General features: G+C 72.5%; 13 protein-coding genes. 6 read left to right on the forward strand and 7 right to left on the reverse strand.

The genetic code is table 11. The features are described 5' to 3' along the window. Positions 1-7 precede the first annotated feature (7 nt). From IE94_RS0110780 to IE94_RS0110795, 4 genes are read left to right on the forward strand one after another with little or no spacing between them, the layout of a single operon-like run. Positions 8-475 (forward strand): aromatase/cyclase, encoded by a 468-nt coding sequence (locus tag IE94_RS0110780; protein WP_030181642.1) that lies wholly within the window; start codon positions 8-10, stop codon positions 473-475. Then, a complete protein-coding gene (locus tag IE94_RS0110785; RefSeq protein WP_030181644.1) occupies positions 447-1,034 on the forward strand; it encodes a flavin reductase family protein in 588 nt (195 codons plus the stop codon). The genes IE94_RS0110780 and IE94_RS0110785 overlap by 29 nt, the downstream gene beginning before the upstream one ends. Next, positions 1,031-2,353: an NAD(P)/FAD-dependent oxidoreductase gene (locus IE94_RS0110790; protein WP_030181646.1), complete on the forward strand. Its 1,323-nt coding sequence runs from the start codon at positions 1,031-1,033 to the stop codon at positions 2,351-2,353. The genes IE94_RS0110785 and IE94_RS0110790 overlap by 4 nt, the downstream gene beginning before the upstream one ends. Before the next feature lie 56 nt (positions 2,354-2,409). Then, positions 2,410-3,654: a wax ester/triacylglycerol synthase domain-containing protein gene (locus tag IE94_RS0110795; RefSeq protein ID WP_030181647.1), complete on the forward strand. Its 1,245-nt coding sequence runs from the start codon at positions 2,410-2,412 to the stop codon at positions 3,652-3,654. A 72-nt stretch (positions 3,655-3,726) separates the two neighbouring features. On the opposite strand, the gene IE94_RS0110800 is transcribed toward IE94_RS0110795, so the two are convergent. The 6 genes from IE94_RS0110800 to IE94_RS0110825 form a co-directional block, all read right to left on the reverse strand. After that, positions 3,727-4,605, reverse strand: a complete 879-nt coding sequence (locus IE94_RS0110800) for an SAM-dependent methyltransferase (RefSeq protein ID WP_030181649.1) — start codon at positions 4,603-4,605, stop codon at positions 3,727-3,729. A 152-nt stretch (positions 4,606-4,757) separates the two neighbouring features. Next, the gene (locus IE94_RS0110805; protein WP_030181651.1) at positions 4,758-6,311 is read right to left on the reverse strand and encodes an ABC1 kinase family protein; all 1,554 of its coding nucleotides are present in this window, start codon (positions 6,309-6,311) and stop codon (positions 4,758-4,760) included. An 86-nt stretch (positions 6,312-6,397) separates the two neighbouring features. Continuing rightward, positions 6,398-7,060, reverse strand: a complete 663-nt coding sequence (locus tag IE94_RS0110810) for a hypothetical protein (RefSeq protein WP_030181653.1) — start codon at positions 7,058-7,060, stop codon at positions 6,398-6,400. 53 nt (positions 7,061-7,113) lie between these two features. Continuing rightward, positions 7,114-7,638 (reverse strand): RNA polymerase sigma factor, encoded by a 525-nt coding sequence (locus IE94_RS0110815; protein ID WP_280922693.1) that lies wholly within the window; start codon positions 7,636-7,638, stop codon positions 7,114-7,116. A gap of 150 nt (positions 7,639-7,788) precedes the next feature. Beyond that, a complete protein-coding gene (locus IE94_RS0110820) occupies positions 7,789-9,546 on the reverse strand; it encodes an NAD(P)/FAD-dependent oxidoreductase (protein ID WP_030181657.1) in 1,758 nt (585 codons plus the stop codon). A gap of 49 nt (positions 9,547-9,595) precedes the next feature. Next, complete coding sequence (locus tag IE94_RS0110825; protein ID WP_030181668.1) at positions 9,596-10,255, reverse strand: HD domain-containing protein; 660 nt, start codon at positions 10,253-10,255, stop codon at positions 9,596-9,598. 253 nt (positions 10,256-10,508) lie between these two features. On the opposite strand from IE94_RS0110825, the gene IE94_RS0110830 reads away from it, so the two are divergent. Beyond that, complete coding sequence (locus IE94_RS0110830) at positions 10,509-11,378, forward strand: alpha/beta fold hydrolase (protein ID WP_030181670.1); 870 nt, start codon at positions 10,509-10,511, stop codon at positions 11,376-11,378. On the opposite strand, the gene IE94_RS0110835 is transcribed toward IE94_RS0110830, so the two are convergent. After that, positions 11,330-12,208, reverse strand: a complete 879-nt coding sequence (locus IE94_RS0110835) for an alpha/beta fold hydrolase (RefSeq protein ID WP_030181673.1) — start codon at positions 12,206-12,208, stop codon at positions 11,330-11,332. The two genes, IE94_RS0110830 and IE94_RS0110835, sit on opposite strands and share 49 nt — an antisense overlap. A gap of 153 nt (positions 12,209-12,361) precedes the next feature. Between IE94_RS0110835 and IE94_RS0110840 the strand changes: the two genes are divergently transcribed. After that, positions 12,362-13,249, forward strand: a complete 888-nt coding sequence (locus tag IE94_RS0110840) for an RNA polymerase sigma-70 factor (RefSeq protein ID WP_030181680.1) — start codon at positions 12,362-12,364, stop codon at positions 13,247-13,249. Positions 13,250-13,354: the final 105 nt, after the last annotated feature.

Genomic DNA, 13,354 nt, shown 5'->3' on the forward strand with positions numbered 1-13,354 from the left:
ACGCCCCATGCGCCACGTGGTCCTGCACGCCCTCGCCGAGGGACTGTCACCCGCCGAGGTCTACCTCCGCATCAGCGACTTCGGCCGCTATCCCGAGTACAGCGACGTCTTCCGCGAGGTGCGCGTCGAACCGCCGCTGCCCGACGGCTCCACCGTCTCGGACTGGACCGTCGAGTTCCGCGGCGGCCTGATGCGCTGGCGGGAGCGCGACACCTACTCGCCCGAGACGTACTCCCTCGCCTTCGAGCAGCTCAGCGGCGACTTCCAGACCTTCGAGGGCAGTTGGCGGTGCGAGCCGAGGGACGGCGGCACCCTCGTCGTCTTCACCGCCGCCTTCGACCTCGGCATCCCCTCACTGGCCGAGATCCTCGACCCGGTGGCCGAGTCGACGGTGCGCACCAACATCGCCCGGGTGCTGCGGGGCCTGGCGGACGCGGAGGTGATCGATGAACGCGCGGCTGCGGCTCGTGGCTGACCGGTCGGCGGCGACCGCCGAGCACCCGCCCGCGGGCGCCGAGCCCCTGCACGAGGAACCCGGGCCGGGCGCCGCCCGCTGTCTCGGCCTCTACGCCAAGCTGGCCGCCGGGGTGACCGTGGTGACCGCCCGCGGCGAGGACGGCCCGCTCGGCATGACCGTCTCCGCCGTCACCTCCCTCTCCGCCCGCCCGCCGCTGCTCCTGGCCTGCCTGCGGGACGGCTCCCGCACCCTCGCCGCCGTCCGCCTGCGCCGGACCTTCGCCGTGCACCTGCTGCGCGAGGAACAGCAGGAGCTGGCCGGACGGTTCGCGTCCCCCACGACGACCGCCGCCGAGCGGTTCGCCGGGACGGAGACCCGGCAGGTCCTGGGGGTGCCCGTGCTGGCCGGGGCGCTCGCCTGGTCGGTGTGCCTCACCGAGGACGTCCGCCGCTACGGCGACCACCACCTCGTCGTCGGCCGGATGGCCGCCGTGCACGTGGGGGCCGGGCGCCCGCTGCTGTGGCACGACCGCAGGTTCGGCGTGGTGACCGAACCGGTGCCGGACGCCGCCGGATGACCGGGCAGCCGGCCGGGACGCCGTACTGGGACCCGGCGGAACTCCCGCCCCAGCCCCAGTTGCACGGCGTGGTCACCGCGGACGTGGCCGTCGTGGGGGCCGGTCTGGCCGGGCTGTCCTGCGCCTACCATCTCGCGGAACGCGCTCCCGGGCTCGACATCGCCGTGGTGGACGCCCAGCACCCGGCCGCCGGGGCCAGCGGCCGGGGCACCGGTCTGCTGGGCCCCCGGGCCGGCCCCGCCCTCGACCGCGCGGTGCGCCGCTTCGGCGCCGTGACGGCCCGCCGGATGCACCGGGCCAGTCAGCAGGCGGTACGGGACGTGCTCGACCTGTGCGCGCGGCTCGACGTGCCCTGCGGGCTGCGGCCAGGCGAGCAGCTGATGGCCACCCGCTCGCCCGCGGGCCTGCTGGCGCTCGCCCGCCAGGCGCGCGCCTACCGCGAACTGGGCCTGGACGTCCCCGTCCTCTCCCCGGCCGGCATCCGCGAGCGCGTCGGAGTGCCCTACCGCGCAGCGCTCCTGCACCGCCCGGCCGCCACCCTCGACCCGGCCGCCCTGACCTGCGCGCTCGCCCGCGCCTGCGCCGACAAGGGGGTGCGGTTCTACGGCCGCAGCCCGCTGCTGGCCCTGCGCCCCGGGGACCTGGTCGGCCCGGAACTCGTCCTCCCGCACGGCCGCCTGTACGCCGGGCAGGCGGTGCTGGCCGTCAACTCCGCCGCCGAGGCGCTGGACCTGCCGGTCGGCACGGTCCTGCCGCTGGAGGTCTACGCCGTCGCCACCGAGCCGCTGAGCGCCGCCGCCTACGAGGCGCTCGGCGGGCGCGCGGGACACGCTGTCGTCGACGCCGTGCCGCTGGCGCCGTACTTCCGGCTGCTCCCGGACCGGGGCCTGGTGGCGGGCGGCGGCACCGCCGCGGTCCCGGCCGGGCTCGCCGCGCCCCGCATCCAGGACCTGCGCGAGCGCGCCTGGATGCGGCTGGAGCACTGGCTGCGGGACCTGCACCCCGACCTCGCCCGGGTGCGGGTCACCCACCGCTGGTCCGGCCGGATCGGCATGACCGCCGACGACCTGCCGGTGGTCGGGCCGGTGCCGGGGTATTCCGACGTCTGGTACGTCGGCGGCTGCGGCGGTCACGGCCTCGCGCTGTCCGTGGCGCACGGCGCGTACGTGGCGGGCGCCCTGCTCGGTGAGCCGGACCCCGGCGACCCGCTGCCGTGGCACCGCTCGCACGCCCCCCGTCTGCCCCTGCGCGGCCCCGTGCGCCCCTTGGTGCGTGTTTGTGTCGACGCACACGGGTGGGCCGTGCGGCGTGTCTGCTGACGACCGCCGTGCGGTGGTGTCCCATTCCAGTTCCTGAGATCGACCGGGAGGTTCTCATGTTGCGACCCAGCCTCGGCAGGGACGGCCGCCTGCCGCCGTCCGTGGCCATGGGCACCGTCGACGTCGCCTTTCACCTGGCCGCGCGGGGCAGGCCGCTCCCCGTCGTCTTCGCCTTCGCGTTCGAGGGCGGCGCGCCGACCCTGGACTCCCTACGGGCGCGGGTCGCCGAACGCGCCCACCGCATCCCGGCGTTGCACTACCGCGTCGCGCGCGACAGCCGGAGGTTCCGGCGGGTGGACCGGATCGCGGCGGACCGGCATGTGCACGAGGCGTGGCTGCCCGAGGACACCGACGGCTCGGCGACCAGCCGGCTGATGCTCTCCCGTCCCATGAGCGCCGACGACCGGCCGCCCTGGGACGTGTGGCTGGTGCACGGTCCGCAGGGCCGCCACACCCTCTGCTACCGCACCGACCACGCGTTCCAGGACGGGGTGGGGGCCGCGTACACCGCCCGTGCCCTGCTCGGTGACGACCCCGAGGGCGGACCGGCCCCGCAGCCCCGCCGCCTGCCCACCGCCGCGGGCCTGATGGGGACGCTGGGGGACGTGGCGGGGGCCTTCGGGGCGGCGACGGCGAAACCGGCCTTCGACGGCGTGTGCACCGGGCGGGTGGACGTGTGCCACGCCGACACCTCGCTCGCCCGGCTCCGCGCCGTGGGCCGCAAGCACGGCGCCACGGTGACGGACGTCTACCTCGCCGCCCTGTCCCACGCCGTGCGCACCTGGCACCTGAAGGAGACCGGAGCCGTCCACCCGCCCCTGCCCGTGGCGATCCCGATGTCCGTACGCGCCCCGGGCGAGGAGCAGGCGCCCGGCAACCGCATGATCACCGCCCGGGTGCTGCTGCCGTGCGACGAGGAGTCCCCGCGGCGTGCGCTGGCCCGCGTCGTGGCGGCGATGAACGTGCTGCGGGCCGGCCGGCGACGCGACTCCATGCGCGTGCTGCTGGCGGCCACCCCGAGGTCGGTCGGCGCCCGGGTCGGTGTCCGCCTGGTGCACGGCAGGCTGGTCGCGGGACCGGTGAGCAGCGTGAACTTCGGTACGGCGCTGGTCCACCAGGGGCTCACCGCCAGACGCGCGGCCGTCCTCACGACCCTCGCCTCCGGTATCCGCAGCGTGGTGACGCTGACCAGCCACCACGACACCGCGTGCCTCAGCGTGGTGCACGACGAGGCGCTCCGCAGCGCCGACGCACTTCCCGACCTGTGGCTCGCGGCGCTGCTGGAGCTGGAACGCGGGTGAATCGGGCCGCGGTCGGCGCGCGGTCCGCGACGAGGCCCCGGGCACGCGCCCGGGGCCTCGTCGTCCGGGGGTTCAGCGCGGTCCGCGCAGCGTTCCGGTGGTGAGGAAGGCGCACTTGGCGGCGGCCTCACCGACCAGCGGCAGGTACAGGGACAGCCGTTCCATCGCGTACGGCAGGGTGAACAGGTCGGCGACCCGAGCGTCCCAGCCGTGCTCCGCCCACCACTTCTCCGGGTCGGCGAGCTGCCAGTTCCAGGCCGCCCCGATCGTGGCGAGGGCATTGAGGAACGGGGCCACCAGAGGGGAGTCCACCGCCTGCGAGTTCACGCACTCGGCACCGAAGGTGCTGCCCTCGGCGGAGAGTTCGGTCATCGTGGTGACGACGGTCGCCACCGCGTCGGGTTCGAGGAAGTACAGCGGGGCCTCGCAGAGCCAGGCGGTCGGCCGCGCGGGGTCGAACCCGGCCGCGACGAGTTCCTCGTCCCACGCCTCGGTGAGGCCGGCTCCGACAGTGCTGCGGCGACCGCAGGTGACCGGGCTGCCGTCCAGCACGCGGTCCTTGAAGGCCAGGACGGAAGGGACCTCGACCTCGAAGAGGTGCACCCCGGTCGGCCAGTCCAGCCGGAAGGCGCGGGTGTCCAGGCCGGCACCGAGGACGACCACCTGGCGGCAGCCCGAACGGGCCGCGGTGAGCAGGTAGTCGTCGAAGAAGCGGGAGCGCACCACCTGCCAGTCGGGCAGCAGGCGCTGCATCGCTCCGTCGCCGGGCGGTCCCCCCTGGAACCGGGCCGCGTGCAGGAAGTCGGCGGCCCACGGATCGAGGACGTACGGCGTGGGCCGCAGGGCCTCCGCCGCGTGCGCGGCACTCGTCCAGAGCGCCGCGTGCGAGAGGCCCTCGGGGGCGCGGGCGGCCGGCACGGACGGGGACTGCGGTCGGGTGGTTTCCGGCATGGAACCTCCTGGAGGCGGATGGAGCGGGCCGCACGCGCACGGCGCGCACGGACTGGCACGGAACGGCAGGGAGCAGCAGGCAACGGCAGGGAGCCGAGAAGGCGGAGGGGGCTGGTGGAGGGCGGGGGCGGGGTTGCCGGGCGTGTTCCGGATCAGCCGGAGCGGCGACGGCCCAGCAGGAAGGCCGCGGCCCCCAGCGCGAGCATGCCCCCCGAAGGCCGGGTGGGCCGCTGGCCGCCCATCGCGGCCGGGGTGCGCGGCTCGTGGATGTTCAGCGCGAACTGGCGGTTGGCCACGTCGGACAGGACGCCCCGCACCTGCTCGGGACTGGTGACGGCGGCCAGCAGCAACTCCATGGAGTTCCGGGCGAACTGGTTGCGGCCGAGGAACTCGCGGCCCAGGGCGAAGAGGATCTTCGGCACCTCCGCCTGGAACACCTCGGGCAGCGTGATCTCGGGCGCCAGGCAGCGCACCGAGCCGTCCAGGTTCGCGAACGACTTGCCCAGCAGCGACACGGCCGGCGGGGAACCGATGCCCCGCTTGGTCGCCTTGGCGAGCACGGTGGTGAGTGAGACCCCGAAGTTCATGTCCTCCAGGGACAGATGGGAGACCTTGGGAACGAACGCGGCCATGTCGGCGGCGAACGCGGGCATGTTGGCCCACGGCGTCATACGGCCCATCTCGGCCCAGTGCTGCGCCAGTCCGGCACCGTCGTTCTGTGCCAGCGTCATGAACAGCGGCAGCAGCTGGAGGCTGGTGCGCCGGTCCAGCCGGCCGACCATGCCCCAGTCGATCAGCGTCGCCGGACCGCCCGGGGCGGCGAAGACGTTGCCGGCGTGCGGGTCGGCGTGGAAGAACCGGTGGACGAAGTACCCGTGGTACATGAAGCGCAGCAGATCCTTGCCGATCTCCACGCGTTCGGCGTCCGTGAAGTGGGCGCGGTCGACGTGCCGCACCGACTTCCCGTCCGCCAGCGACTGGACCAGGACCCGGGGACTGGCGTGCAGTACGCGGGGCACCTCCAGGGAGCGGAAGGGGCGCACGTGCTGACGGGCCTCGTCCATGTTGCGGGCCTCGCCGGTGAAGTCCAGCTCGGGTTCCATGGCGTCGAAGACCGAACCGAGCATCGCCTCGATGTCGATGACCTCGTTGAACCGGGGAGCGACGCGGGCCACGATCCGCGACGCCCGGCGCATCAGGGCCATGTCCGCGAGGACGCCCTCGCGGATGTTGGGCCGCTGGATCTTCACCACCGCGGCGCGTCCGCCCGGCAGTGTCACGCGGTAGACCTGGGCGAGGGACGCCGCCCCGAGCGGGGCGGTGGTCTGGACGTCCTCGAAGCGCAGTTTCCAGTCCGGCCCGAGGTCCCGGGCCAGCACCGGCTCGAACTCCGAGAAGGGCTGGACGTCGACCTCGTCGTGCAGGTTCTGCAGTTCGTCGCGGATGGACTGGGGGACCATGTCGGGCCGGGTGGACAGGATCTGGCCGAGCTTCACGTAGAAGGGGCCGAGGCTCTCCAGCGCCTGCCGCACCGCCTTGGCGCGGCGCTGCTCGGATCCGGCGGAGGGGTCGGTGCCCTCCGCCGGGGACCGCGCCTCCCGCCTGGTACGCCCGCGCAGCCGGGCGCCCAGCCCCACCTCGTCGGCCACGAGGCTGCCAAGGACCTTGACCACGAGACGCAGCCGATCGCCGACGACAGACGCCATCGTGTGTGCTCCTCAGGTGGGTTGCGGGGACGAACGCCGGCCGGCGCACCGCGTGGAGCCGGCCGACGGGACGGTGGTACGACCGGTCAGCTGGAGGTGGAGGACTGGCCGCCGCGGGGCCGGTCACCCCCCTGCTGCCCCGTCAGGCCCTGAAGCGCGGCCAGGCCCTGCGCTCCGGCCTGGGCCGGCAGGTTGGCCATGTTCTGCAGGCCCTGGACCGCCTCCAGGAGCTTGGGGAGCACCTGGAGCAGCTGGGTGAGCTGGGTCGGGAGCGCCATGAGGTCGCCCGCTCCGCCGGCCGCGTGTCCGAGGCCGCCGGCCAGCTGACCGAGCCCGCCGAGCGCACCGGCCGCGCCGCCGACGGCGGCCAGCGGATTGGCCGCCCCGCCCAGTGCGGCCAGGGGGTTGCCCGCTCCGCCGAGCGCGGCCGCGAGCGGGTTGCCGGCGCCTGCGGCGCCGGTGAGAGCGGCCAGCGGGTTCTGCGCCAGGCCCGCCACGTTGCCGGCCGAGCCGAGCGCGGCCAGCGGGTTGGCGACGCCCGCGAGGGCGGTCGCCGGGTTGACGGCCCCGGCCAGTGCGGCGAGGGCGTTCGGGGGCAGTCCGGCCAGGGTGTTGAGGGTGTTGCCGGAGCCGGGCGAGGAATCCGAGTCGTCCCGGTTCAGGAGGTCGTCGAAAGCCTCCTTCCAGCTGTCGGTCATATCGCCCACCAAATCCTTGATGATGTCCTGGATGTTCTTGCTGTTGCCCATGGGTGTAGTCCCTTTCCGTTTCTCAGTGAGGGGAGAGGAGTGGCTGCCGACTCCTATCCGGGGCAGCCTTCCAGGGATTTCGCGCACGCATTTTTCAAGCGGGCTCGGCCCCTGGTGAAAGCGGCTTCGGCCGCCTTGACGGAAATGTTGTGCATGCGGGCGAATTCCGCAGTGGAAATCCCCTTGGCGCGGGCGAGTATGACCTCCTGTTCCCGTCCCCGCAGGTGTTGCACCTGGCTCAGCAGCCATCGGCCGAAGTCTTGGTCGCAGACGTCGTCCTCGGTCGTGCCGAAGGTGTCCACGAGCGCTGTACGCTGCAGAAGTCTGCTGCGACGCTCCATGTCACGGTAGAAGTCGATGCAGAGGCGAAGCGCCACGGACGTCAGAAAGGAACCGAGCCGATTCCTGTCCAACGCGGCGTGAGCGGCTGCGCGGGCCATGGTTTCCTGAACGCAGTCCTCGGCGTCCTGAAAACTCGGCAGTCTTCGTCGAACCAATCGCATGAGCCGGTCCCGATGCTGGAAGATGTCTTCCCAGGAGCATTCAGCGGGCGATTGGCAGGTGGAATGTCGCACCATGGTGGATTGCAGCCCGTTGTCTCTCGGATTGGGCAGGGAGAACCGCGGTCGACTTTCTATTTGTCGGCCATGTGGTTTTCCTACCCGAGGCCCTGGAGCGGCAAACCGGAATGTGTGCCTCCGCGGGGTGGCGGAAATGTTTTTTCGCGCTCATTTCCGAGGAGCGGGCCGCCGTGCCCAGTCGCGGTTCCAGTTGAGCCACATGTCCCGCACGGTCTGGTGCACCAGCGAACTGCCGGCGCGCAGTTCGCTGGTGTACGCCTGGACCGCCTCCTTGCCCACCAGGCGCGCGCCCCCGGTGAAGTAGGAGCCCCTCACGTGCCGGGGCGAGCGGTACTTGCCCCACAGCAGGATCTTCATCAGCGGCCAGAGCGTGAACACCCCGGACGGGCACCGGTTGTCGGGGTCCAGGGTTCCCCAGACGGACGGGACGAGACCGCTCTCGCCCAGCACCTCGTAGATGCGGGCGATCGTCTGCTCCTTCGTCGACTCCCCGTCGCGGTAGGCGAGCACGGCGTCCCGCGACTGGTCGAACATCCGCTCGACCCAGGGATTGTCCATCCCCTGGAGACCCCGGTACGGCGGCATTTCCAGGACGTCGAAGCAGGCGGGGTCGTGGGTCTTCTCGTAGTTCACGGCCACCTGGTTCTGGGCGTTCGTGCCGTAGAGCGTGGTGAGGGTCCACACCCGGTTCCACGCGTTCCACAGGTCGAAGTCGTCGAACGCGATGTAGCTGCACGACACCAGGTCGTCGTAGAACCGGAACATGCGCTTGGTCCAGTGGTCCAGGTACGCGAACCGGGCGGTGTCGAAATCGTTCTGGCGCACGGCGTCGATGAGCCGGTGGCTCAGGGCGTTGAGCGCCATCACGGTGACGGCGAGACCGCTGGAGAAGAGCGGGTCGATGAAGTCACTGGCGTGCGGCAGCAGGCACCACCGGTCGCCGACCACCTTCTGCGAGGCGAACTGGGTGCGGTCGGTGGACACGTACGGCCGGACCGCCCGTGCCCGCTCGAACTGCCGTGCCACGCTGGGGAAGCGGCGCACATGGTGCCAGAACTCCTCCTCCGCCTGCATGTCGTCGGGGCGCGGGTACCGGTCGAGATCGAGGTTCAGGCCGACACTGCACAACTCGTTCGTGCCGGCCGACTGGTTGTCGAAGGGAATGACCCACAGCCAGCCGCCCTGGAACATGTGGTGCAGCGTCCCCTGGCTGAACGGGCTCGGCATGCCGTGCTGCTCGCGCGGCGGCGACACCGCGTCGAAGGGCCGCACGTCGACCATGTGCGTGAAGATCGTGCGCGAGCGGGTGCGGTACGGCGGCTCCTGGCGCAGCCCGAGCCGCTCGGGCAGCATCGCCCGCATCCCTCCGGCGTCGACCACGTACGACGCCCGGAAGCTGCCGCGGTCCCGGGTGACGAGCGTGGCGCCGTCCTCCTCGAACTTCACGTCGTCGACCATGGTGTGGGTGTACGCGGTGACGCCGTAGGAGACGGCGACGTGGAACATGTACGCGTCCACGTCCTGCCGGAAGTAGTGCGAGTCGGGGCCGAGCGGCGGTCCCCAGGTGGGGTACTGCGTGCACTCGTCGGGCCGGGTCGGCTCGTCCTCCCGGTGGTAGATGAAACTGAAGTTCCGCTTGACCCCGCAGTTCGACGACACATGGCGGCGCAGTGCCGCGTTGGTCGCCAGGTGCTCGAGTTCCGGGACGTCGTAGCGGCGGGCGAGGACCCGCAGACCGAAGGTGGTCTCGGGGACGGTGGACTCTCCGATGGCGAACCGGGGGTGACCGCTGCCCTCCAGCAGCAGCACCCGCACGCCGTGGCGGGCGAGTACGGTCCCCAGCATCGTCCCGCCGATGCCGCCTCCGACGATGGCGACATCGAAAACACGCTGGTCTTCTTGCATGTCTGCGGTTCCTTTCGCAAAGGGAAGGGCGAGTTGCCGGTCCACCCGGTCACCGGGGGGCGACGGGGGAACCCGGCAGCACCCGGCGCAGCCCGCAGGCCACCACCCGGGCGGAGAAGGACACGGCGAACCAGGGAGTGGGCGCCAGGGCGGCCAACCGCCCGCGGTCGCCCGGGATCTGGCGTGCACCGCGCCCGGTGACGTCGAGCCACGCACCGAAGTGCAGCAGCCGCGCCTCGGGTCCGGCGTCCCGCGCGGGAAACGGCCGCAGGTGTTCGCGCACCGCGCGCGTGAGGGCCGTGCGCCGCCCCATGCCCACCTCGTGCCCGGCCAGGAACACGTCGAGCAACTGGGCGGAACGGGCCGGGAACCCACCACGGCCGAGCGGTGAGCGCCCCACGAGTCCGGCGTCGTGGAACGCGGCCGCGGCGAGCAGTCCCACCCGGTCGTAGGCCGTCCCGTGGCTGCGCGCGCAGGCGTCGGCCAGCAGGAACGTCCGCAGCGAGTGCACGGCGACGTGCGGTGGCAGCAGTCGGCGCATCTCCGTCAGCGCGGCGCTCGCGAGGGGGTGCCCCAGCAGCTCCGCCAGGGCGGGCCTGCCGAGCAGGGGCTGCCACGACTCGGGCAACGCCTCCGGCGGAAGACCGGGCGAACCGGCCCCGTCGGCACCGGAATCCGGCGCCCCCGGCTTATCGGGCCCTGCGGCCATGACCCAACCCCCTTGCCCCGCTGCCCCATTGGCAGTGTCCGTCTCACCTTTCTTTACGCTCGGGCCGCGCCTCGCCCCCCGTTTCACCACGCGTTCCGAACCCTCTTTTCGAGCGATTCGAAAAAATGAGCCCTATTTACTCCATGGAGTGAATTCTTTCCCCCGGACGAGGGATCGTTGCGGAAATTGATGGACGCAAGACTGAGAAGTCCGATCCATCACAGCTCCATTCCCCAGGAAAAGGGAGAACGCCATGAGCTTCCTCAACCCCCGCCTCCCCGGCGTCAATTCGGACGACGTCGTCACGGACATCACCGAGGCGCCGCACCGCGTGGGCGCGGTCGTCGAGGCCGGCGGGGCCCAGGTCATCGCCACCGTCGACGTCCAAGCGGGAGAGGACGACTGGAACGCGCCGCCGAGCGAGGAGCATCCGCGCCCGGTGGTGCTCGTGCACGGCACCTTCGGCAACCGCGGATACACGTGGAACACGGCCACCCCCCTGCTTCGGCAGCACGGCCACCGTGTCTTCCGGCTCGACTACGGCCAGCACGGAAACCCCGTGATCTTCGGCCTCGGCGACATCAAGCACTCGGCCCGCCAGCTCGCCGACTTCGTCGACGAGGTGCTGCGCCGCACCGGCGCCCAGCAGGTCGACCTCGTCGGCTTCTCGCAGGGCGGCATGATGCCGCGCTACTACCTCAACGCGCTGGGCGGCGGGCCCAAGGTGCACAACTTCGTCGGCATCTCACCCAGCAACCACGGGGTCACGGCCCAGGGGCTGATGAACCTCGCCCGCCAGATCCCCGGCGCGGTGGAACTGCTCGAACAGGGCGCCGTCGGGGAGGTCGTGCCGGCCTGGCCGCAACTGCAGCACGACCACCCCTTCCAGCGGGAGCTCGCCGAACTGGGCGAGACGACGGAGGGCGTCCGCCACACCGTCATCGCCACCCGGTACGACGACGTGGTCACCCCGTACACCTCGTGTGCCCTGGAGCGGACGGAGGGGCGCTACGTCAACAACATCGTCCTCCAGGACATCGACCCGGACGACCACACCCCGCACGTGAGCATGCCCTACAACGCGACCGTGCTGAAGGAGGTCCTCACGGCGCTCGCCTCCTGAGGGCGGCTGCCGTCCAGGACGACCCGCGCCACCAGCGCAGGGTCGTCGTTCATGGGGACGTGGCCGCAGCCGGGCAGCCGTACCAGCCGGGCGCGCGGGAGGGTGTGCTTGGCGCGCACGCCCTGTCGGGGCAGGAGCAGCCGGTCCCGGCTGCCCCAGGCCACGGTGACGGGGATGCCGGGCACGTCGTCGGTGAACAGCACGCTGCGGCCGGCCCGCAGCGTCTGGGCGAACCCCTCGGCCCGCGCGAGCGCCAGCGTCTCGGCGACCACGGCCTCGGGGGAGCGCCGGCCGGGACGGGCGTAGATCGTGCTGGTCAGCGCGGTGCGTCCGACGGCCGTGCGGGACAGCCGCTCGACGAGCGGGAGCGGCAGGCTCCGCGCCGTACGGCGCATGCCCGTCAGGAGGCCGAAGGCGTAGCGCCGCTCGGCCCGCGTCCAGAAGCCGGCCGGGGACAGGGCCGTCACCGACCGGACCAGGTTCTCCCGGCCTAGTTCCAGGGCCAGCAGACCGCCCAGCGAGTTGCCGGCCACGTGGGGGCGGTCGAGGCCCAGGGCCGCGCAGAAGGCGCCGAGCACCGCGGTCGTCGTCGGCAGGTCGTGCGGCAGCCCGGCCGGCAGCGCGGCCGACTCCCCGAACCCCGGCAGGTCCACGGCTATCACGTCGCGTTCGGTGGCGAGGATGTCGACCACCGGGTCCCAGGCCTGCCGGTGGTGGCCGATGCCGTGCAGCAGGACCAGCGGCTCGCCGGCGCCCAGGCGGGCATAGGCGAGGGTGACCTCCCGCGGGCCGTGGGCGGTGGGGGCCGTGAAGGAGAGCGTTGCGGACATGGGGCTCCTTGTCGGGAACAGGTGTTCCGGGAACGAGTGCACGATGACGTCACGTAGACAGCTTGTCAGCAATGGCTACCGACGGGTAGCCCCGGTGTCCGGCGCGAGCGGTTCCGTCTGGACACCTCCGGACGCGTCCGCTGGGATGGAGGGGTGACCACCGACACCGCGACCGACGTCTTCGAAGCGCACCGGCCCGTCCTCCTGGGGGTCGCCTACCGCATGCTCGGCCGCCTGGCCGACGCGGAGGACGTGGTCCAGGAGGCATGGCTGCGCTGGTCCGGCGCCGACCGCTCGGCCGTGCGCGAGCCGAGGGGATACCTGGTGCGCGTCACCACCCGCCTCGCCATCGACCGGCTGCGCCAGGTCACGTCGCGGGGCGAGACGTACGTCGGCCCGTGGCTGCCCGAGCCCTACGTCACCGACTTCGGGGACGCCGTGCCGGACACCGCCGAGCGGGCCGTCCTCGCCGACTCCGTGTCCCTCGCCGTCCTCGTCGTCCTGGAGTCGCTGTCACCGCTGGAGCGGGCGGTGTTCGTCCTCAGGGAAGCGTTCGGCTACCCGTACGCGGAGATCGCGGCCATGCTGGAGCGCGGCGAGGCCGCGGTGCGCCAGCTCGCCGGACGCGCCCGCAAGCACGTCGACGAGCGGCGGCCCCGCTACGACGTCGACCCGGCGCAGCGCCGCGACCTCACCGAGCGCTTCCTCGCCGCGGCGGCCGACGGCGACCTGGCCGGCCTGCTGGCGACCCTCGCGCCGGACGTCCGGCTGGTGGGCGACAGCGGCGGCAGGTCCAGGGCGCCGCTGCGCGTACTGGAGAGCTCCGACAAGGTCGGCCGCTTCCTGTTGGCCGTCGCACAGCAGGGCATTCCCGACGCCACCTTCCACTTCCTGGAACTCAACGGCGGCCCGGCCCTGCTGGTCCGCTCCGGCGGGAAGCCCGACTCCGTCGTCCAGGTGGACGTCGCGGACGGCCTCGTCCAGGCCGTGTACATCATCCGCAACCCGGACAAACTGGCCTCTCTGGCCGACGCCCCCTAGCCCCGCCCCTCATACGGCTCACGGCCCGGCACCCGTCCCGCGACGGGTGCCGGGGCCGTTCAGGGCCCGGGATTGGTCTTGACCAAGGGGGTACGGCGTTTTATG

Origin of the sequence: Streptomyces violaceorubidus, assembly GCF_000717995.1 — a bacterium.
Classification (GTDB): Bacteria; Actinomycetota; Actinomycetes; order Streptomycetales; family Streptomycetaceae; genus Streptomyces; species Streptomyces violaceorubidus.